This window comes from Microcystis sp. M015S2 (genome assembly GCF_020245945.1).
Classification (GTDB): Bacteria; Cyanobacteriota; Cyanobacteriia; order Cyanobacteriales; family Microcystaceae; genus Microcystis.
Genome location: NZ_JADBTX010000083.1, coordinates 1 through 19,691 on the forward strand (window position 1 = coordinate 1; position 19,691 = coordinate 19,691).

At 42.0% G+C, this 19,691-nt stretch carries 20 protein-coding genes and 2 pseudogenes; 7 read left to right on the forward strand and 15 right to left on the reverse strand.

Features of this window, described 5'->3' with window-relative positions:
* From IM473_RS14860 to IM473_RS14905, 10 genes and pseudogenes are all read right to left on the reverse strand, one after another.
* A partial coding sequence (locus IM473_RS14860; RefSeq protein WP_353845153.1) for an ELWxxDGT repeat protein occupies nt 1–482 on the reverse strand: 482 nt, incomplete at its 3' end.
* Between the two features lie 146 nt (nt 483–628).
* Entirely contained in the window at nt 629–1,108 is a 480-nt protein-coding gene (locus IM473_RS14865) for a hypothetical protein (protein ID WP_287660201.1), read from the reverse strand.
* Between the two features lie 36 nt (nt 1,109–1,144).
* Nucleotides 1,145–1,381, reverse strand: coding sequence for a hypothetical protein (locus IM473_RS14870; protein WP_287660200.1), 237 nt, complete (start codon nt 1,379–1,381; stop codon nt 1,145–1,147).
* A gap of 21 nt (nt 1,382–1,402) precedes the next feature.
* Nucleotides 1,403–2,413: an RpnC/YadD family protein gene (locus IM473_RS14875; RefSeq protein ID WP_287690510.1), complete on the reverse strand. Its 1,011-nt coding sequence runs from the start codon at nt 2,411–2,413 to the stop codon at nt 1,403–1,405.
* 19 nt (nt 2,414–2,432) lie between these two features.
* Nucleotides 2,433–2,756, reverse strand: coding sequence for a DUF4347 domain-containing protein (locus IM473_RS14880; RefSeq protein WP_287659909.1), 324 nt, complete (start codon nt 2,754–2,756; stop codon nt 2,433–2,435).
* Between the two features lie 204 nt (nt 2,757–2,960).
* A complete protein-coding gene (locus IM473_RS14885; protein WP_287659908.1) occupies nt 2,961–3,368 on the reverse strand; it encodes a type II toxin-antitoxin system VapC family toxin in 408 nt (135 codons plus the stop codon).
* A gap of 5 nt (nt 3,369–3,373) precedes the next feature.
* A complete protein-coding gene (locus tag IM473_RS14890) occupies nt 3,374–3,634 on the reverse strand; it encodes a hypothetical protein (RefSeq protein WP_002733873.1) in 261 nt (86 codons plus the stop codon).
* Between the two features lie 266 nt (nt 3,635–3,900).
* Nucleotides 3,901–4,242, reverse strand: a pseudogene (locus tag IM473_RS14895) (hypothetical protein); the annotation flags it as partial.
* 26 nt (nt 4,243–4,268) lie between these two features.
* Nucleotides 4,269–5,279, reverse strand: coding sequence for an RpnC/YadD family protein (locus IM473_RS14900; protein WP_287690512.1), 1,011 nt, complete (start codon nt 5,277–5,279; stop codon nt 4,269–4,271).
* Nucleotides 5,280–5,538: 259 nt separating this feature from the next.
* Nucleotides 5,539–6,654, reverse strand: a complete 1,116-nt coding sequence (locus IM473_RS14905; protein WP_287660669.1) for a TIGR03032 family protein — start codon at nt 6,652–6,654, stop codon at nt 5,539–5,541.
* A gap of 322 nt (nt 6,655–6,976) precedes the next feature.
* On the opposite strand from IM473_RS14905, the gene chrA reads away from it, so the two are divergent.
* Nucleotides 6,977–8,134: a chromate efflux transporter gene (chrA, locus tag IM473_RS14910; RefSeq protein ID WP_287660668.1), complete on the forward strand. Its 1,158-nt coding sequence runs from the start codon at nt 6,977–6,979 to the stop codon at nt 8,132–8,134.
* Between the two features lie 97 nt (nt 8,135–8,231).
* Here the strand turns inward: chrA and hisG are convergent, their stop codons facing one another.
* From hisG to deoC, 3 genes are all read right to left on the reverse strand, one after another.
* Entirely contained in the window at nt 8,232–8,879 is a 648-nt protein-coding gene (gene hisG, locus IM473_RS14915) for an ATP phosphoribosyltransferase (protein WP_045357499.1), read from the reverse strand.
* Nucleotides 8,880–9,113: 234 nt separating this feature from the next.
* Nucleotides 9,114–9,863 (reverse strand): HAD family hydrolase, encoded by a 750-nt coding sequence (locus tag IM473_RS14920; protein WP_287660667.1) that lies wholly within the window; start codon nt 9,861–9,863, stop codon nt 9,114–9,116.
* A gap of 207 nt (nt 9,864–10,070) precedes the next feature.
* Nucleotides 10,071–10,748: a deoxyribose-phosphate aldolase gene (gene deoC / locus IM473_RS14925; RefSeq protein WP_287660666.1), complete on the reverse strand. Its 678-nt coding sequence runs from the start codon at nt 10,746–10,748 to the stop codon at nt 10,071–10,073.
* A gap of 159 nt (nt 10,749–10,907) precedes the next feature.
* Here deoC and acnB point away from each other — a divergent pair, with 159 nt between their 5' ends.
* Nucleotides 10,908–13,517 carry a bifunctional aconitate hydratase 2/2-methylisocitrate dehydratase gene (gene acnB / locus IM473_RS14930; RefSeq protein WP_287660665.1) on the forward strand — a complete coding sequence of 870 codons (2,610 nt, stop codon included), beginning with the start codon at nt 10,908–10,910 and terminating at the stop codon, nt 13,515–13,517.
* A 356-nt stretch (nt 13,518–13,873) separates the two neighbouring features.
* The gene (locus IM473_RS14935; RefSeq protein ID WP_287660664.1) at nt 13,874–14,935 is read left to right on the forward strand and encodes a TRADD-N-associated membrane domain-containing protein; all 1,062 of its coding nucleotides are present in this window, start codon (nt 13,874–13,876) and stop codon (nt 14,933–14,935) included.
* A 344-nt stretch (nt 14,936–15,279) separates the two neighbouring features.
* Here IM473_RS14935 and IM473_RS14940 read toward each other — a convergent pair whose 3' ends face one another.
* Together IM473_RS14940 and IM473_RS14945 are read right to left on the reverse strand one after the other, a co-directional pair.
* Nucleotides 15,280–15,840 carry a DUF2914 domain-containing protein gene (locus IM473_RS14940; RefSeq protein WP_287690513.1) on the reverse strand — a complete coding sequence of 187 codons (561 nt, stop codon included), beginning with the start codon at nt 15,838–15,840 and terminating at the stop codon, nt 15,280–15,282.
* A 70-nt stretch (nt 15,841–15,910) separates the two neighbouring features.
* Nucleotides 15,911–16,024, reverse strand: a pseudogene (locus IM473_RS14945) (IS30 family transposase); the annotation flags it as partial.
* 219 nt (nt 16,025–16,243) lie between these two features.
* Here IM473_RS14945 and IM473_RS14950 point away from each other — a divergent pair.
* The 4 genes from IM473_RS14950 to ureC all read left to right on the forward strand — a co-directional run bounded on the left by IM473_RS14950 (nt 16,244) and on the right by ureC (nt 19,600).
* Nucleotides 16,244–16,405 carry an element excision factor XisH family protein gene (locus tag IM473_RS14950; protein ID WP_287660662.1) on the forward strand — a complete coding sequence of 54 codons (162 nt, stop codon included), beginning with the start codon at nt 16,244–16,246 and terminating at the stop codon, nt 16,403–16,405.
* Entirely contained in the window at nt 16,393–16,734 is a 342-nt protein-coding gene (locus tag IM473_RS14955) for a XisI protein (RefSeq protein ID WP_287660661.1), read from the forward strand. The genes IM473_RS14950 and IM473_RS14955 overlap by 13 nt, the downstream gene beginning before the upstream one ends.
* Nucleotides 16,735–16,912: 178 nt before the next feature.
* Nucleotides 16,913–17,809, forward strand: a complete 897-nt coding sequence (locus IM473_RS14960; RefSeq protein ID WP_002784472.1) for a polyphosphate kinase 2 family protein — start codon at nt 16,913–16,915, stop codon at nt 17,807–17,809.
* Between the two features lie 81 nt (nt 17,810–17,890).
* Nucleotides 17,891–19,600 (forward strand): urease subunit alpha, encoded by a 1,710-nt coding sequence (gene ureC, locus IM473_RS14965; RefSeq protein ID WP_002735350.1) that lies wholly within the window; start codon nt 17,891–17,893, stop codon nt 19,598–19,600.
* Nucleotides 19,601–19,691: the final 91 nt, after the last annotated feature.

Sequence of the window (19,691 nt, forward strand, 5' to 3'; positions counted from 1 at the left end):
GAGCCAGTGGAACCGGGGCGGATATCTTTGACCAGAACCGTACCTGCCGCCGTGCCGTCGCTTTTCCACAATTCATAACCGCTAACGCCGTCATTGGCCCGGAAGAACAGGGTATTGCCTACCGCCGTCAGATTGCGGGGGGAGGGACCAAAGGAAACGGGAAAAATATCTTTGACCAGAACCGTACCGGCCGCCGTGCCGTCGCTTTTCCACAATTCCCAACCGTTAACGCCGTCATTGGCCTGGAAGAACAGGGTATTGCCTACCGCCGTTAGATAGACGAGTAAGGAGCCCCAGGAACCGGGGCGGATATCTTTGACTAGAACCGTACCCGCCGCCGTGCCGTCACTCTTCCATAATTCCTGACCGTTAACGCCGTTATCGGCACCGAAGAACAGGGTGTTGCCCAGGGCTGTTAGATTGCCGGGGTAGGGACCAAAGGAACCGGGGTAGATATCCTTAACTAAAAAAGGGGTTGACATGATTTTTTCCTGAATAAAGGGTGAAAATTAAACAATTAAGCCCCTAAAGAAGGCACCATCCACACGGATTGAGTGCCGTCGAGGTCGGTATCTCTCAAACAAACCCGTTTTCTAGATATTGGGTTTAAGATGTTCTTATGGTTGTTCTAGGATTGGATTTTTGCCAAAGACTGCTTAAATTCTGCGAGAGAATTAGCGGTAGCTGCTAATTTAACAATCTCTTGTAATGTAGATAGTACCGAAACTTTATTCAGGTATTGTTCCACATCTAAAGGAACTTCACCTAAGCGAGCTTGCAAAACTGTTTTGACAAAATCACGAGCATTTTCTAACGCTCCAATTTCCTTACCAATTTCCTTGCCAATTTCCTTACCGCGTTCTATTCCTCGTAACTCCATATTACTTACTAAAGGCATGGTTCTTTCCTCCTCAAATTGTTTGATTTTACTCTCTAAACTTGACTGTAATTCAGGGGATAAAGTCATCATATTGTCGATGATTTCAAACAGTTTAATTATCTGTTCCCTCTCGAACTCCTTTTCATATAATCCCCTGATTAACCTCCACTTCCACTGTTCCCGTTCTGGCAGTTTCCCAGTAGTCGCTTTTGTTTTCAGGTGTGCCATGACTATTATAGCAAAAGGATTACTACTTGCTTCCAATTAGTCACTGATAACTGATAACTGGTAACTGATAACTGAATAGAGTTTGTCAGCGAAACGTTTTTTTGTCTTTGCTGAAGCGGTAATCCGTTTCAGTTCTTTTTCCAGAGATTCAGGAATTTTTGTCCAATCAATCAATTGGTGAACTTCGGGAAAGAAGAAATGTAAAAATGCTTCAAAATACTCGGTTAATGCTTCTTTCCATGGTTCATTATAATTGGCGGTTGGTTGTTTCATTGGAGAAGAAAATTACTGAGACTATTGTTCTAAAAGTTGATGCAACTCATCAAAAGAATTAACGGTTAATGCCGATTTCAGTAACTCGTCTAAAATCGATAATACAGAAATTTTATCCACAGCTTGCTCAATTTCTATTGGAATGTCACCCAATCGCGTTTTCAGCACCGTTTTAACATAGTTACGAGCATTTTCTAACGCCCCAATTTCCTTGCCTATTTCTTTACCAATTTCCTTACCAATTTCCTTACCAATTTCCTTGCCTATTTCTTTACCGCGTTCGATTCCTCGTAACTCCATATTACTTACTAAAGGCATGGTTCTTTCCTCCTCAAATTGTTTGATTTTACTCTCTAAACTTGACTGTAATTCAGGGGATAAAGTCATCATATTGTCGATAATTTCAAACAGTTTAATTATCTGTTCCCTCTCGAACTCCTTTTCATATAATCCCCTGATTAACCTCCACTTCCACTGTTCCCGTTCTGGCAGTTTCCCAGTAGTCGCTTTTGTTTTCAGGTGTGCCATCACTATTATAGCAAAGGGATTGCTACTTGTTTCTAGTTCTGTCCATCTTTCCTCATAGTCCAGTAATTTAACCGTTGGGAATTTGAGGCTGACTTCACAACCAGCGATAGTATAATTATAGGAATCTGGTCGCCAATTTACTCGTTCATCCCCTAATATAGCGAGACTGATAACTGGTTTCTGATACAAATCAAAGGCCCGATAGTTATAAATATACATCCTCTGAGGGAAATTTTCTTCGTACTGGCTTTGAATTTCAATATGAATCAAAATCCAGACTTCTTCACCCCTGAGTAACCAGACTTTATAGAGTTTGTCAGCGAAACGTTTTTTTGTCTTTGCTGAAGCGGTAATCCGTTTGAGTTCTTTTTCCAGGGATTCGGGAATTTTTGTCCAATCAATTAATTGGTGAACTTCGGGAAAAAAGAAATGTAAAAACGCTTCAAAATACTCGGTTAATGCTTCTTTCCAGGGTTCATCATAATTGGCTGTTGTTTGGTTCATTTGAGTTGTCCGCTTACTCTTAGGGGTGAAGCGCGATAGCGTAACGCACCGATTTAATAATAGAGGTGGTGGTGGTAATCTGGGGATTTTGTTGTAAAAAAGTGGATATTTGTTCGATTCCGTCTTGATTGGGAGAGAGAATAACGGTGGCGACTTCTGGAATTACCCCAGCTTGTAGGGTTTGATAATCGGTAACACCAGCATCGAGGAAAACTACGGTAGCGGTTAAACGCTGATTTCTCACACTATCCACCTGATTAGCTTGAACAAAGCCATCAGATTGAGCAAAATTGCACAAAACATCGTCAACAGCAGGAAGGCTCGGCAAAAGGGTAGAAGTCATGACATTGACCGCAAAAGATTAATGCGACTATTTTGTGCAAAGAATCGCCAATTTTTCAAGGGGGATATAACAAAAATTTACAGAAAACGGGTTTCTAAATAGGCGTTTTCTCATGGTTTCTTGAAAAAAACCATTTTCTCAGTTTCGTGGGTTGTTGCAAGATATGCAATCTGAACGACGTTCATAAATTGTATTTTTATTAGTTTATGGGACACAAACAATTCCTAATCCTGCCATTTGACGAATATGATCATCAAAAGCGAATACCTTAAATATTTGTAAACGATGAGCCATAACTAAAATAGAACAATCTGTGTAACTCCATTTTTTATCATTGTACTTACAGAAAGCTTCCCATATTGCCAGATCATCGCTATCTGACACATTAATATAACGATGATCTTCTTTTAGTATTTGACCCACTTGGATTGAGGCTCGACTAGATACCTTGCTCCGAATCCAAGTCACAGTTTCATCGAATACCGATTCGAGAATAATCCAATTATTATGAGGATTTTCTAAGTAATATTTTTGAGCGCTTTCGTGATGAGTTTCAGATTTGACAAAAAAGGCAATTAAAGCAGACGTATCAACAATAATTTCTTTGTCCACAATTTTTAATAAATAATTTCATCGATGTTTTCAGCGTAGTTAGTTACAACTTGACCCCGATTATCTTGTCCGATAATATATTTAGGCTCAGGTTGGACAATTTCTAAACTTCCACAAAGTTCCCAAGTACGAGTCTTAGTAATATCTGGTAATTCAGCTTGAACATAATTTTCCAAAGCTTTGATAACAATCTCTTGAACCGAGGATTTTTGTTCTTGCAAACGAGATATTAATTCGTCGGGAATTTCGATCAATATTTGAGTCATTGATAAACCTTAGAGATTAACGTTGTTTTACTAACATTATAGCCTGTTTGTGAATTATAACCAAGAGACGCAAATGCAATTACCTGAATCAGTTACCAAAAGGTTAACAACTGTTCACTGATTCAGGTGATTCGCCATAAGTCCAGAAAACGGGTTTCTGAAGATTGTCTCTCAATTACTCCCTCACAATGACAATTGTAGCGGGTCATGGCGAGAAGGCGATGGCCACAAGTCCAGAAAACGGGTTTCTTCAAGAAACCCGTTTTCTAGATATTGATTTTTGCCAAAGACTGCTTAAATTCTGCGAGAGAATTAGCAGTAGCTGCTAATTTTAGTAGCTCTTCTAAGATAGTAGGGTTAGTCATTTTGCCGATTATCTCTTCAATTTCTGAAGAAATCTCTCCAAACCGCACAGTTAAAACTGTTTTTATGGCATCGCGGCTTTTTTCTAGCACCCCAATTTCTTTACCGCGTTCGATTCCTCGCAATTCCATATTACTCATTAAAGGCATGGTTCTTTCCTCCTCAAATTGTTTGATTTTACTCTCTAAACTTGACTGTAATTCAGGGGATAAAGTCATCATATTGTCGATGATTTCAAACAGTTTACTAAGTAAGGTAAGTATTACCCACACTACTTATTTATGATGATACTAAAAGACTTCCTACACTCCTCAAAAGAATTTACTATAAGTGCGGCTTTTAACATCTCTTCTAAAACCGAAATAACTGAAGCATCATTGAGACATTGTCCAATATCTCCAGGGATATCGCCTAGTCGGGTTTCCAAAACTTTTTTCACAAAATCACGAGCATTTTCTAACGCTCCAATTTCCTTACCAATTTCCTTACCGCGTTCTATTCCTCGTAACTCCCCAATTTCCTCACCAATTTTCCTTCCTCGTAACTCCATATTACTTATTAAAGGCATGGTTCTTTCCTCCTCAAATTGTTTGATTTTACTTTCTAAACTTGACTGCAATTCAGGGGATAAAGTCATCATATTGTCGATGATTTCAAACAGTTTAATTATCTGTTCTCTCTCGAACTCCTTTTCATATAATCCCCTGATTAACCTCCACTTCCACTGTTCCCGTTCTGGCAGCTTCCCAGTAGTCGCTTTTGTTTTCAGGTGTGCCATGACTATTATAGCAAAAGGATTGCTACTTGCTTCTAGTTCTGACCAGTTTTCCTCATAGTCCAGTAATTTAACCGTTGGGAATTTGAGGCTGACTTCACAACCAGCGATAGTATAATTATAGGAATCTGGTCGCCAATTTACTCGTTCATCTCCTAATATAGCGAGACTGATAACTGGTTTCTGATACAAATCAAAGGCCCGATAGTTATAAATATACATCCTCTGAGGGAAATTTTCTTCGTATTGGCTTTGAATTTCAATATGAATCAAAATCCAGACTTCTTCACCCCTGAGTAACCAGACTTTATAGAGTTTGTCAGCGAAACGTTTTTTTGTCTTAGCTGAAGCGGTAATCCGTTTGAGTTCTTTTTCTAGGGATTCGGGAATTTTTGTCCAATCAATCAATTGGTAAACTTCGGGAAAGAAGAAATGTAAAAACGCTTCAAAATACTCGCTTAATGCTTCTTTCCAGGGTTCATCATAATTGGCGGTTGGTTGTTTCATGGCAAGTCGCTACCAATTGGAAAGTTAGGCACTCATCTAAATCTATTATTCCCCATAAATATCAGAAATGCTACTTGTCGTCACAAAACTTCCCATTAGAGCAACCTACATCTACATCTTTGTTCTAACATTTATTGGTCAAACTATATAATGCCGTCAGACTGCCGGGGGAGGAGCTACCTAAACCGGGGAAGATATCTTTAACTAAAAAAGGAGTTGACATGATTTTTTCCTGAATAATAGGGTGAAAAGTAAACAATTAAGTCCCTAAAGAAGGCACCATCCAGACGGATTGAGTGCCATCGAGGTCGGTATCCGGTCCAATTAGCGCCGGGTTGCGGTAGCCCGGCAGCACGGAGACAGCGAAAACCTCCTCCACGCCGCTATTGAACCAAAAAGTTGCCACCAGTTGACCGGTGGACAGGTTGACAATAGCCAACCCGCACCGCAATTGATTACGCCGCTCATCCAGGGGTAAACCGCCAAAAACCGCCGTTTCCCGCACTTGGGACAACCCGACAAAGGCGTGACCTTCCCAACAGTCTAAACCCCGGGTAAAACCGGGCAATTCGGCGATGATTTCCGTGCTACCAGTTTGGGGATGCCAACGGTTCAAGGTTCCATAACCGGAATTGAGGAAATAGAGATTACCTTGGTAAAGGCGGGGAGAATGGGGCATAGCTAAACCCCGCAGAATCACCTCTCCCCTCGGCACATCAATTAAGCATCCCCCTTGAGCTTTATTCTCTCGCCAGAGGCTTTCCTCGTTGGTTTCCCCCAATGCCGTCACATAGGCGGGAGTGCCGCTATTTTCAGCCATAGCCAAGCCATTGAGGTGACATCGGTCCCCTGGGACTAACTCGGTAATAAAAGGCGGTTTCCACTGGGGGAGAAAACTCCAATTTCCTTCGATGGTTGCCAGACAGTTAAACAGGGTATTGACCACCCAAAGGCGATTACTGCCAAAGGCCAAATCATGACCCATAATCGGGCCGGTGAGGTGAGAGGAGCGGGCCAAAAAGGCGATATCCTGTTCCCCTTCCGGTTTAATCTGGGGGGCAATCTCTCGATTAGCGGGTAAATGCCAAATTGCCTGACGAGCGCCCACAGCAATTCCGGTAGCGGTTCGGGTTAAACCCATCGCTTGGTCAAAATGGGCGAAACTCACCCGCATTTGTCCTTGATAAGTGCCAATGCTGGCCACTCGTCCCGCTTGGTAGGTGGAAATCAACACTGAGAGGTCAAGCTGGTTGAGTAATTCCGGCAGATTGAGGCTGTACTCATAATTGACCGGCACTGCTTGGCGCTGAGTTGGACTCGCTGCTGGCTCTTGAGTATCTGAAAACTGGGTAGTCTTGGGCGGCAAGCTGTCCATAGAGTTTTTTTGTATAGATTAGAGTCGATTGTGATAATTGATTATTGTTTATGGTTTGTTGACTAAGGGGTTCTAATTAATCCCCCCTTAATCCCCCCTTAATCCCCTTAATAAGGGGGGTGGTGATGGGTTTCAGTTGGTATTAATGGGGTTTATTATAAACAAATTAATTAATATGATTTATAAAGTTTTCTTAACTTTTTTTGTATCAAATTTACTTGAACGGGAGCATTAAATATTTATGATTGAGTTTGTATAAAACACTTTTGCAATTTATTTTGGATATAAACTTGATTCTAGAAAAACTATTGGTAATTAGAAAATGCTGACTTCATCGCCTCCCAATCTCTCGCAACTTGCCCTTTTATTTCTCAAAATCGGGATTATCGGTTTTGGTGGTCCGGCTGCCCATATCGCTTTAATGGAGGAAGAAGTGGTTAAGCGTCGCGGTTGGATGACTAAGGAGCGATTTCTCGATTTGGTGGGGGCCACTAATCTGATTCCTGGTCCTAATTCCACGGAAATGGCCATTCATATCGGTTATATTTTTGGGGGTTTAGCGGGTTTAATAATCACGGGGGTTTGTTTTATTACTCCTGCGGTGTTAATTACGGGTTTTCTGGCTTGGATTTATACTACCTATGGGACTTTACCGGATGTGGCTCCGATTTTTGCGGGGATTAAACCGGTGGTAATTGCGGTGATTTTTCAGGCCCTCTGGCGCTTAGGCAAAAAGGCACTAAAAACCCGTCAATTATTCTTCATCGGATTGGGAGTTATCGGATTATTAATCTTAGGTTTAAATGAAGTTATCGCTTTACTGTTGGGCGGAATTATCGGGATGTTTATCCTAAAAAAATTCGCTACTTTTCCCCTGATTGTGGCAGGAATAGGCGGTGCGACGGCGGTTGCTACTCCTAGCAACATCCCACCGACATTAACAGGATTAGGGCTATTTTTCCTCAAGGTGGGAAGTGTTTTATTTGGTAGTGGTTATGTGTTAGTTGCCTTTTTAGAAGGGGATTTAGTGCAGGGTAAAGGATGGTTAACCCAGCAACAATTATTAGATGCTATTGCTGTGGGTCAATTTACCCCCGGTCCGGTGTTATCTACAGCCACTTTTATCGGTTATCAAATATTAGGAGTATCGGGGGCAATTGTGGCAACTCTAGCGATTTTTTTTCCTTCTTTTATCTTTGTTTTATTACTTAATCCTCTTATTCCTAAGCTGAGACAATCGGCTTGGGCGGGTGCTTTTTTAGACGCAATTAATGCCAGTGCTGTGGCTTTAATGGTAGCAGTAATTTTTAATTTAGCTCTAGCTACTTGGTTACAACCCTACGGTAATTTACCTTTTAATTTATTGGCTATTCTTCTATCTCTTATCTCCGCTATTCTTTTACTACTTTTTCAGGTTAATTCTACTTGGTTAATTCTGGCTGGTGCGCTTATTGGTTTACTATTGAAACAATTAGTTTAGGGGTAAATAAGTAAATGGTTCTAATTAAATATTAAGATATATTTTGCCTTTGATTCCCCCTTAATAAGGGGGGTGCTGATCCCCCCTTAATCCCCCCTTAATAAGGGGGGTGCTGATTAGTTAAACTGAGCTTTTCTACCCAGTTATAAATCTGATCGCGATTTAGTCGATAGCTGAGGGGATGGGCGATTAATCGAGCGCTACTAGCAAATAATTCGGCAATTTCTACTAAACCATTTTCGCGTAAAGTTCGACCGGTGGAAACTAGGTCAACTATCGCTTCTGACATCCCCGTAATCGGGCCTAATTCTACGGAACCATAGAGAGGTATAATCTCGACCGGAATATCTAAACGACGAAAATAATCCTTAGCACAATTGACAAATTTTGAGGCGACTTTACCGTGATGGGGAATATCTAAGGGACTTTGATAGGGACTATCAGCAGGGACAGCTACCGACATCCGACAATAACCAAATTTTAGGTCAATTAAATTAGCCACATCGGGAGATTTTTCCAATAAAATATCATAACCGGCGATGCCTAATTGTGCCTGACCGTATTCTACATAAACGGGGACATCTGTGGCTCTGACTAATAACGCTTTCGCTTGGTTAGTGGGGTCGGTAATCTGTAATTGGCGATTTTTTGAGTCAAGAAAGGCACTAAAATCTAAGCCAATTTTCTGAAATATTTGGATACTTTCGTTTAGTAAAGCACCCTTCGGTAAGGCAATTGTTAGCATATAGGGAATTATGAATTGGGGAGAGAGTAGTGGGGGGAAGTGGAAATTATGAATTATGAATTATGAATTGGGGTGTGGGGTGTAGGGTGTGGGGAGCGGGAATTATAAATTATGAATTATGAAGTGGGGAGTGGGGAGAAGGGAGCAGGGAAAACAAATAAAAATAGTCTCCTGACTCCTGACTCCTATCTCCTATCTCCTATCTCCTATCTCCTGACTCCTGAACCCTGACTCCTAACAGCTAAAATCATAACTGATAACCGAGATGGCAGTAAGTTCTCTAATGACCACATCAGCTAATTGTAAATCTTGATGGGTTTCCGGTCGCCAACTAATTGCGATCGCCGCCGCTGATTTTGCCTGTTTAGCCATTTCCCAATCGGCCCTAGTGTCCCCCACCATCAGGGTTTTGTCCACTGCGGTCCCCAAAGCTTGACAGGTTTCTTGCAATAATAGGGGATCGGGTTTACTTAAACCTCGATCGCAGCCCTGGGCAATTTTAATATAATTTAATAGGCCATTTTCCTTGACAAATTGCTCAACTCGTGCTGTGGTATCGGAGGAAAGAATCGCTAATTGTAACCCGGCCGCGTGCAGATAACGAATTACTTCTAAACATTGGGGATAGAGGGGATTTAAGCGGGGGGGAACCTTTTCATCGGCCGCTTGAAAGGCTACTTTTGCGATCGCCATGGCCGTTAACCAATCGAGGCCAGTGGAAGCAATACAACCGGCAGCGGCGATATGATTATCTCTGCGGCTGCCCACTGCCATTAAACCAGCAGGATTGAGACTATTTGCCCCAATACCAAAAGTTTTAGTTAATAAAGACTCTAAACCCGGAATTTGCGATTCAATGGCTTGTACCCGAGCTATAGCTCGATCGTACCAGAAAGCTCGCGAATCCTCTAGCGTACCGTCCTTATCAAAAACAATCCCTTGAATATCTCTAAATTCTCGATTACCACAGCGAATTATCGGCAAATAAACCCCCTTATTTTTATTGAATGTCAGCCATCATTTTAGCTCTCAGGAGGCAAAAGGCAAAAGGCAAAAGGCAAAAGGCAAAAGGCAAAAGGCAAAAGGCAAAAGGCAAAAGGCAAAAGGCAGCTTTGTTCTCCCCACACCCCACACCCCACACCCCACACCCCACTTTTCCACTTTCCTATACCTTTTAAACAGGATTTAGTATTACTCCTCAAAAGCGGCTTTTTGCTGACGGACTAAATCGACACCGCGGGAAGTTCCCAGACGGGTGGCCCCGGCCCGGATAAGAGCGATCGCTTGTTCTAGGGTGCGAATTCCGCCGGATGCTTTAATTCCTACCCGGCCTTTGCTAATTTCCTTGAGAAACTTCACATCGCTAACCGTTGCACCTCCAAACCAGCCGGTACTGGTTTTTAGATAACTGACTCCTGCATCCATGCAAATCTCCGCCGCTAAACGTTTCTCGGTGTCCGTCAGTTGCGAGGTTTCCAGAATCGCTTTTACCGTCTGGCTGGTTTCCTGACAAATACTAGCAATTTCTTGGAATAATTGCTCAGATTTCCCATCTTTTAGCCAACCGAGATTAATAACCACATCTAACTCCTTGGCACCATTATCTACGGCTTCTAAAGCCTCATAACGTTTAACTGCGGAGGTAGTGGCCCCTGCGGGAAAACCAATCACGGTAGAAACTAAAGTTTTTTTGCCGTGGAGTAACTGCACCGCTTGCTTAACGGCAGCGGGATAAACGCAGACGGTGGGAAAACGATATTGTTCGGCCTGTTGACAGTAAGCCTCTAATTGTTCACTGGTGGCGGTGGGGATGAGGAGAGAATGGTCGATATATTGTGCTAAATCTAGATCAGAATCGGTGATAGCCATTATCTAAGCCTCAATATAGTCAATCGATCGCTATTTTCTCATTTTATGGAAGTCATACAGCAAAGTCATGTCTCGCTAACCTAGAAATTCCGAGACTAGCAAAAATCCAGTAACCTAGGAAGAAACCGTCACAAGTGAAGACTAGGAGAGACTAGATCTATGTTAGAAGCGTATCATCAGCACGTTGCCGACCGAGGGAAATTAGGTATCCCTCCCCTTCCCCTCAACGCCCAACAAACGGCGGAATTATGCGAAATGCTCAAAAATCCGCCCGAAGAACTCAAGGGAGAATTGCTGACCCTGCTGCGTGACCGTGTTCCCCCCGGAGTTGATGAAGCGGCCTACGTTAAAGCGGGATTTTTAACAGGAATTGCCAAAGGTGAAATAAAATCTAGCGTTATCTCCCCCCAAGGTGCGGTTAGCTTACTGGGAACCATGGTAGGTGGTTATAACGTTCATTCTCTGATTGAACTGCTGAAATCCAGAGATATTAATATCGCCGCCGCTGCTGCCAGCGCTTTAAGTAAAACCCTGCTGGTATTCGACGCATTTAACGAGGTTTTGGAATTATCCGACACCAATCCCTACGCTAAACAGGTTATCGATGCTTGGGCCAATGGCGCTTGGTTTATCGCTAAACCGAAACTTGCTAAAGAAATTACCGTCACCGTCTTCAAAGTACCCGGAGAAACTAATACAGATGACCTATCTCCCGCTCCCCATGCCACCACCCGGCCTGATATTCCCCTTCATGCTTTGGTAATGTTAGAAACCCGTCAACCCGGGTCCTTAGAAACCATTGCCGAATTGAAAAAATTAGGCCATCCGGTCGCCTATGTGGGGGATGTGGTCGGGACTGGTTCCAGCCGAAAATCGGCAATTAACTCGGTTCTCTGGCATATTGGCGATGATATTCCCTTTGTGCCTAATAAACGTGCTGGTGGCTATATTTTAGGCAGTAAAATCGCCCCTATCTTCTTTAATACGGCCGAGGATTCCGGCGCTTTACCGCTTGAATGCGATGTTAGCCAAATGAACACGGGGGATGTGATTAAAATCTATCCCTACGAAGGCAAAATCACCAACGAAGCGGGCGCAACTATTAGCACTTTTAGCCTCAAACCTGAGACAATTCTGGATGAAGTGCGGGCCGGCGGTCGTATTCCCCTATTAATCGGTCGCAGTCTCACCGATAAAACCCGTCACGCCTTGGGACTTGAGGCTAGTACCCTATTTACCCGTCCCACTATGCCTAATGACACGGGTAAAGGTTACACCCTAGCGCAAAAAATGGTCGGCAAAGCTTGCGGTTTACCCGGAGTGCGGCCGGGTACTTCCTGTGACCCAATTATGACTACGGTAGGGTCTCAGGATACCACCGGTCCGATGACCAGAGACGAGTTAAAAGAGTTAGCTTGTTTAGGTTTTAGCGCCGATTTAGTCATGCAGAGTTTCTGTCACACGGCAGCCTATCCGAAACCGGTTGATATTCAAACTCATCACCAATTACCGGACTTTTTCTCTACCCGGGGTGGGGTGGCTTTACGTCCGGGAGATGGCATTATTCACTCCTGGTTAAATCGGATGTTATTGCCGGATACGGTGGGGACTGGCGGCGATTCTCATACTCGTTTTCCCCTGGGAATTTCCTTTCCTGCGGGGTCGGGTTTAGTGGCATTTGCCGCCGCTTTGGGAGTAATGCCTTTGGATATGCCGGAATCGGTTTTAGTGCGTTTTACGGGGGAATTACAACCAGGTGTAACTCTGCGCGATATTGTTAATGCTATTCCCTACGTTGCCATGCAAGAAGGCAAATTAACCGTGGAAAAACAGAACAAAAAAAATGTTTTTAACGGTCGTATTATGGAGATGGAAGGGCTGCCGGATTTGAAATTAGAACAGGCTTTTGAGTTAACCGATGCCACGGCGGAACGTTCCTGTGCTGGTTGTACGATTAAGTTAAGTACGGAAACAGTGGCGGAATATTTACGCTCTAATGTGGCTCTGTTAAAAAATATGGCAGCCCGGGGTTATAGTGATGCCAAAACTATCCTACGTCGGGTAGCAAAAATGGAACAATGGTTAGCTAATCCTGTCCTGATGGAGGCGGATAAGGATGCCGAATATGCGGATATTATCACCGTCAACTTAAACGAGATTAAAGAACCAATTGTCGCCGCACCCAATGACCCCGATAATATCAAGTTAATGTCGGAATGCGCCGGGGATAAAATCGATGAGGTGTTCATCGGTTCTTGTATGACTAATATCGGTCATTATCGCGCCGCCGCTAAGATATTAGAAGGAGCAGGAGTTGCTAAGGCTAAACTGTGGATTTGTCCCCCCACCCGCATGGATGAAAAACAATTGCGCGATGAGGGAATGTACGGCATTTTTGCCGCTTCTGGGGCGCGTACCGAGATGCCTGGATGTTCCCTTTGTATGGGTAATCAAGCGCGGGTTGAAGACAGAGCGACGGTATTTTCAACCTCGACTCGTAACTTCAATAATCGCATGGGAAAAGATGCACGAGTCTATCTCGGTTCCGCTGAATTAGCGGCGGTTTGTGCGCTGCTGGGACGCATTCCCACCGTCGAAGAGTACCTCGCCATTGTCACCGAGAAAATTAATCCTTTTGCTGGCGATTTATACCGCTATTTGAACTTTAATGAAATCGCTGGTTTTGAGGATGAAGGCCGGGTGATTCCTTTGGAAGATTTACCTAAGATTGAGGATATTTTAGGGATTCCTTCTGGTGTTTTGAGTTAGTATGAAGTTTAGGGTGAGCTATGAAAAGCTCACCTTATTGACGATTTTTGTAACCAAGTAGATTAAAATTATGAAATTATAGCGTTTCGTGTTCGCAAGAGGTACATTATCGATGTTGAAAAGCTTAATCGGCAAAAATTTAAGTGTGCCACACAGAGGTGAGAACCTCTGTATATTAGTTGTCTTAATGGTGAGGTAAGAAGTTAAGTTTTCCTTTTGGGGTGTCGGTGGTCAGTAGTCAATACCAAATTAGGTTACACTTCATCTTTATAAGAAATGCTGTAAGCATAATGAGGTATTGTGGCATTATACACAAATTATTGAAAAACAGTCTTCGGAGAATAAAAGTTATGTCTATGTCTAAGTGGCCAACAAATTTGAGTTTGACAACATTGTTTTTATTTCTTTCTGGCATTTCTTTTGTTGGTGGTTTAGGTTTCTTAGTTTGGAGTTTGTCTTTATCAAAAGATTATGAAAAGAAAAACCAATATAGTCAAATACTTACTAATTTAGAACAAATTACTCACTTAAAAGGTGATGAGTTTGCTAATTGGAGATTTAACATTATCAGAATTAATAACGAAAGATTTTTAGAATCAAAAGAGAAAGGATTTACTGGCAAAAAAGCGGAAAGAGAAGAAGATATAGGATTATCTTATTATTTTAATGGTCAATTGCCTCAAAAGTTTTATGATAAAAACGAAGAATATAAAGAAACTATTCTATCTGACAAAAGTAAAGCACATCAAAGCTTAAATGTTCAACAAGTACAGACAGACAAGCAATTATTTCAAAGTGAATTGACTTCTTTACAATCAAATAAAATTTTGAGCAGGAGTATATATATAATATTTTTTACGGTATCACTTTTATTCCTTTGCTTTATGATTATTGTAATGTCGGTAAAAAAAATAAACCTCGATATCAAAAATATTGCTACACCCATAGAAAAGAAAATTAGTTTAGAAGATTACTACCGAGTAAATTTGTCTCAAATTCAGATTATTTTTACTTTTAGTGTGGCAGCTATGATTGCAGGATTTATCTTAATAATAGTTTCTCTTCTTTGGAGTATGTTCATTGTCGTTAATAAACCCCAAAATAATCAGCAATCTTCCACTAATTACATTCCTTCTGTCGTAGGTGCAGTATCTGGAATGATAGGTAATTTTATCGGAGCCACTTTTTTATTCTTGTATAAATCTGCTGTTGAACAATCAAGCAAATATTCACAATTTTTAGAGAGAGACAATTCATTAAAACTGGCTCAAAGTCTTTTAGAAGATATTAAAAGCAAGGCGGAAGAAAGTGACGACAATGAGAAAATTATTGAATATCAACTCAAGATTATTACTTTGTTAATCAATCAATCTAAAATTAATGAAATTAGCGATCAAAGTGCAGATAAAACAAAGTGAATACAAAAAGTAGTCTCAATACTAATAATGGGTATTGAATAACAAAAACTAAATTTCAATTGACCTTATATCATTTTTCAAAAGTGATGACAGACTTAGTTGATTATTCCGAAGTGCGACTCCTCTCTCAGAGCGGAATTGCGCTCTGAGATGTTAGTCACGACTATTGAAAATTGGCTCTACCGAACCTGTTATGCAAAACTATCAACAACTCATGCTTGTAAAGCTTGTATACTAGGGCTTTGAGTTTTTGTTAGATTGATATTTATCAACTTTAGAGCATTGCTGGACAGAGAGGGAGCTTGGGGAATTTTCTACAGTGTAAGTTCGGAAGAACCTGAAAATTAATCATCGGTATTAACTTTAAATGTAACACGGCAGAGTATTTCAGAGGTATTTTTAGAGTCAACTACGTCAACTCTCCATTTGCCTTCAGGACTGGGAGGTTTCGAGAAATCATAGTTACTCCATGTTTTCCAAGATGTTGAAGAATTCACAGGAAGTTGAACCTGAGATAGTTCTGCCCATTTTGTGCCTGGAGGAACGAATCTTAAAAGAATAAGAATACTTTGTACGGAATCATAAAAGGAAGATGGTGTCTTATAAAAAATCTCTTCTTTGTACCACCTATGTAGTAAATTTACTGCCCTATTAGATCTGATTCGAGTCCATAAAAAAACTTTGCTATTAATTCGAGAGTACAAAATAGGAGATTCGTTATCAATATAGTTGGAGTTTTCACAGAGCACTGGGACGATGCTATCATATTTTTCACGGGTTTTGCGATCAACTCCGCTCGTCAAGGAAACTTCCACTACCTCTAAGTCTGTAGCAGAAGATATTGATTTTGGAGCAATTCCTCCTAAAATTAGTAGGGCGATAAAAACTAACAGAGTTTTTCGCATAGAATTTGTCATTTTTTCGTATTATATGGAATTAATTATATAGGAAAACGGTGGCTATCACAACGCCAATTCACGTCCGAATTGCATCCCCGTCTGATCTATGATTATATAATACCTCATTCGGGGTACGATAGTCAAGACATTTTCGAGGACGATTGTTAATCAAGTTTACGGCTCTTTCTACCAGGGTGAGCGCATCTCAATTGACAATTGGTCAATTTTGTTATCTGCTTGCTGTGTGGGCATTTCAGGTGATACCAGTCAATCAGAATAGTTACGAAATCGACCCATTTGGTCGATTTTTGCTTAACAATTGAGATAGCCAATTCTCCTCAAATATGCCTGAATCGCTCTCCGGGCAAGCAACTCACATAAAGTTCATTTTGTCAAGGATTGTTAAGATGTGCTTGCCCTGCCAGAAACACGAGTTTATTTAGCGATCAGACAAGAAATTTATGAAAAGTTTTTCGCTCAAGCTGCCATACAAATAATCTTGCAAAAGTATAAAATTTTATTGTTAATTGTTGACACTAATCAGTCGGAAATCGTCCAATGGATAAACTAAATTATTATCAAAGCATAATCAAGAAAATTCTCACAGAATATGCAGATATTTCCTCACAACTACCCGATCAAGACATAAAAAAAATATTCATATTTGACGATGATAGTAGCCAATATCTTTGGTTTAATATTGGCTGGAAAAATGGCAAACGAATTAAAGCTATTTCCGTTTATCTTCGCCTAAAGAATGACAAAATTTATATTGAAGAAGATTGGACAGAAGCAGGTATCGCCACGGAATTAATGCGCTTAGGAATTCCCAGCAGTGAGATAGTTTTAGCTTTTCAACCTCCCGAAGTGCGACAGTTTACCGAATTTGCGATCGCCTAAAAATTATTCTTTACTTTCTCGTCAGATGAGGAGTCGCTAAAATCGAGTATTTAAATATACTTGTTTCTCGGTCATTGCTGCCACTTCATCTTTGGCTCGCCGGTTCAAGGGTTAGATATTTTCCGAGCAAAAGTGCTACAATGTAATCTTAGGGGTCAAAACAATCAAGGAGAAGAGCATGGTCAGCAAAATTGATCGCCACGCATTTTTACAATCCTTAATCGTGCCACCGGGTAAAGAAATTTCTCTGCACAAAGACTACGATCCTGGGTTTAAGCCCGACTATATCACCAAAGAAGATGCCACGCTGCTGCTGCAACAGGGAATCGAAAAAATGGCCGAGTTTCAAGATAAACTCTATGCCCAGGATACCTATGCCTTGTTAATTAATCTACAAGCCATGGATGCGGCGGGTAAAGATGGTACGATCAGACACGTTATGTCGGGCTTAAATCCCCAAGGCTGTCAGGTATTTAGCTTTAAAGTTCCCTCGGCCGAAGAACTAGATCACGATTATCTCTGGCGATATTATAAAGCTTTACCGGAGCGGGGTCGTATCGGTATTTTTAATCGTTCTTACTACGAAGAATTATTAGTCGTGCGCGTCCATCAAAATTTATTGGAACGGCAAAAACTCCCCCCGGAAGACAGAACCAAGAAAGTTTGGCAGCGACGTTTTGAGGAGATTAATAATTTTGAAAAATATCTGGTTAACAATGGGGTTATTGTCCTAAAATTCTTTCTCAATGTTTCTAAAGGAGAACAGAAAAAACGATTTTTAGAAAGAATTGATCGCCCCGAAAAAAATTGGAAGTTTTCCGAAAATGATGTCAAAGAAAGAGCTTTTTGGGGTGATTACATGAAAGCCTACGAGGAGGTATTCAATCATACCAGTACCGAATGGGCCCCTTGGTATATTATCCCGGCTGATCGCAAATGGTTTACTCGTTTAGCTGTGGGGGCGGTTATTTATCACACCCTCGAATCCCTCGGTTTAAAATATCCCACCGTCACCGAAGAACATCGCCAAGCTTTACTGAAAGCCAAAGAAATCCTGGAAAATGAGCCAGATTAAAAATGGAAGAAAATCCCTAAAAAGCGATAATTCCTGGAAAATTGATCGTATAATCAATGTCGATTTTCAAGAATTCCCCCTATGAATTATCGCATCGATCGCCGCACCTATGCAGAAACCTACGGCCCCACCGTCGGAGATAAAGTTCGCCTCGCAGACACGGAATTATTTATCGAAGTCGAAAAAGATTTCACCACCTACGGCGATGAGGTAAAATTCGGCGGCGGTAAAGTAATTCGCGATGGGATGGGCCAATCCCCCATTTCTAGGGAAGATGGGGCGGTGGATTTGGTGATTACTAATGCCCTAATTCTCGACTGGTGGGGCATCGTTAAAGCTGATGTGGGCATTAAAGACGGCAAAATTTATAAAATCGGTAAAGCGGGCAATCCCCACATTCAAGATAATGTCGATATTATCATCGGTCCTGCCACCGAGGCATTGGCCGGGGAGGGGATGATTTTGACAGCAGGGGGGATTGATGCCCATATTCATTTTATCTGTCCCCAACAAATTGAGACAGCGATCGCGTCGGGGATTACCACGATGATTGGTGGCGGGACCGGACCTGCAACGGGAACTAATGCCACCACCTGCACCCCGGGAGAATGGAACATCTATCGAATGCTAGAGGCGGCCGAAGCTTTCCCGATGAATTTGGGTTTTTTGGGTAAAGGCAATAGCAGTCAGCCGGAAGGACTAGCGGAACAGGTAAAAGCGGGGGTAATTGGCTTAAAACTCCATGAAGATTGGGGAACCACTCCGGCAGCCATTGATACCTGTTTAAGCGTGGCCGATAAGTACGATGTGCAGGTGGCGATTCATACCGATACTCTCAATGAGGCCGGTTTTGTCGAGGCAACTATCGCCGCTTTTAAAAATCGCGTCATTCACACCTACCACACGGAAGGGGCCGGCGGTGGTCATGCTCCCGATATTATCAGGGTTTGCGGGGAAATGAACGTTTTACCCTCCTCTACTAATCCCACCCGTCCCTATACGACGAATACCTTAGAGGAACACCTCGATATGTTGATGGTTTGTCATCATCTAGACCGGAGTATTCCCGAAGATGTGGCCTTTGCCGAATCCCGCATCCGCCGCGAAACTATTGCCGCCGAGGATATTCTCCACGATTTAGGGGCTTTTAGCATCATTTCCTCCGATTCTCAAGCGATGGGACGGGTGGGAGAAGTAATTATCCGCACTTGGCAAACTGCCCACAAAATGCGGGTACAACGAGGCAGACTGACCGGGGAAACGGGAGAGAATGATAATCTGCGGGCAAGACGATATATTGCTAAATATACGATTAATCCTGCTATTACCCATGGTGTCTCCGATTATGTCGGTTCCATCGAGGTGGGCAAATTAGCCGATTTGGTTCTCTGGAAACCGGCATTTTTTGGCGTAAAACCGGAAATTGTCCTGAAAGGCGGTTTAATCGCCTGGGCGCAAATGGGCGATGCTAATGCCAGTATTCCCACACCCCAACCGGTTTATATGCGTCCCATGTTTGCCTCTTTTGGTGGTGCGATCGCCAAAACTTCCTTGACATTTGTTTCTAAATATGCTATGAAAGCGGGCATTCCTGAGAAGTTAAAGCTGAAAAAAACCGCCGTGGCAGTGTCGAATACGCGCAATATCAGTAAGGCTAGTATGAAGCTTAATGACGCTTTGCCGCGCATGGAAGTTAATCCTGAAACCTACGAGGTGCGTGCTGACGGGGAATTATTAATCTGTGAACCGGCTACGGTTTTACCCATGGCCCAGCGCTATTTCCTATTTTGAATTCTGGTTTACTTCAATTTAACCTCAGTCCCCTTGCAGAAAAAATAAATACACTTGTGCTATATTAGGGACTTGGGGGAGATGGGGTAAA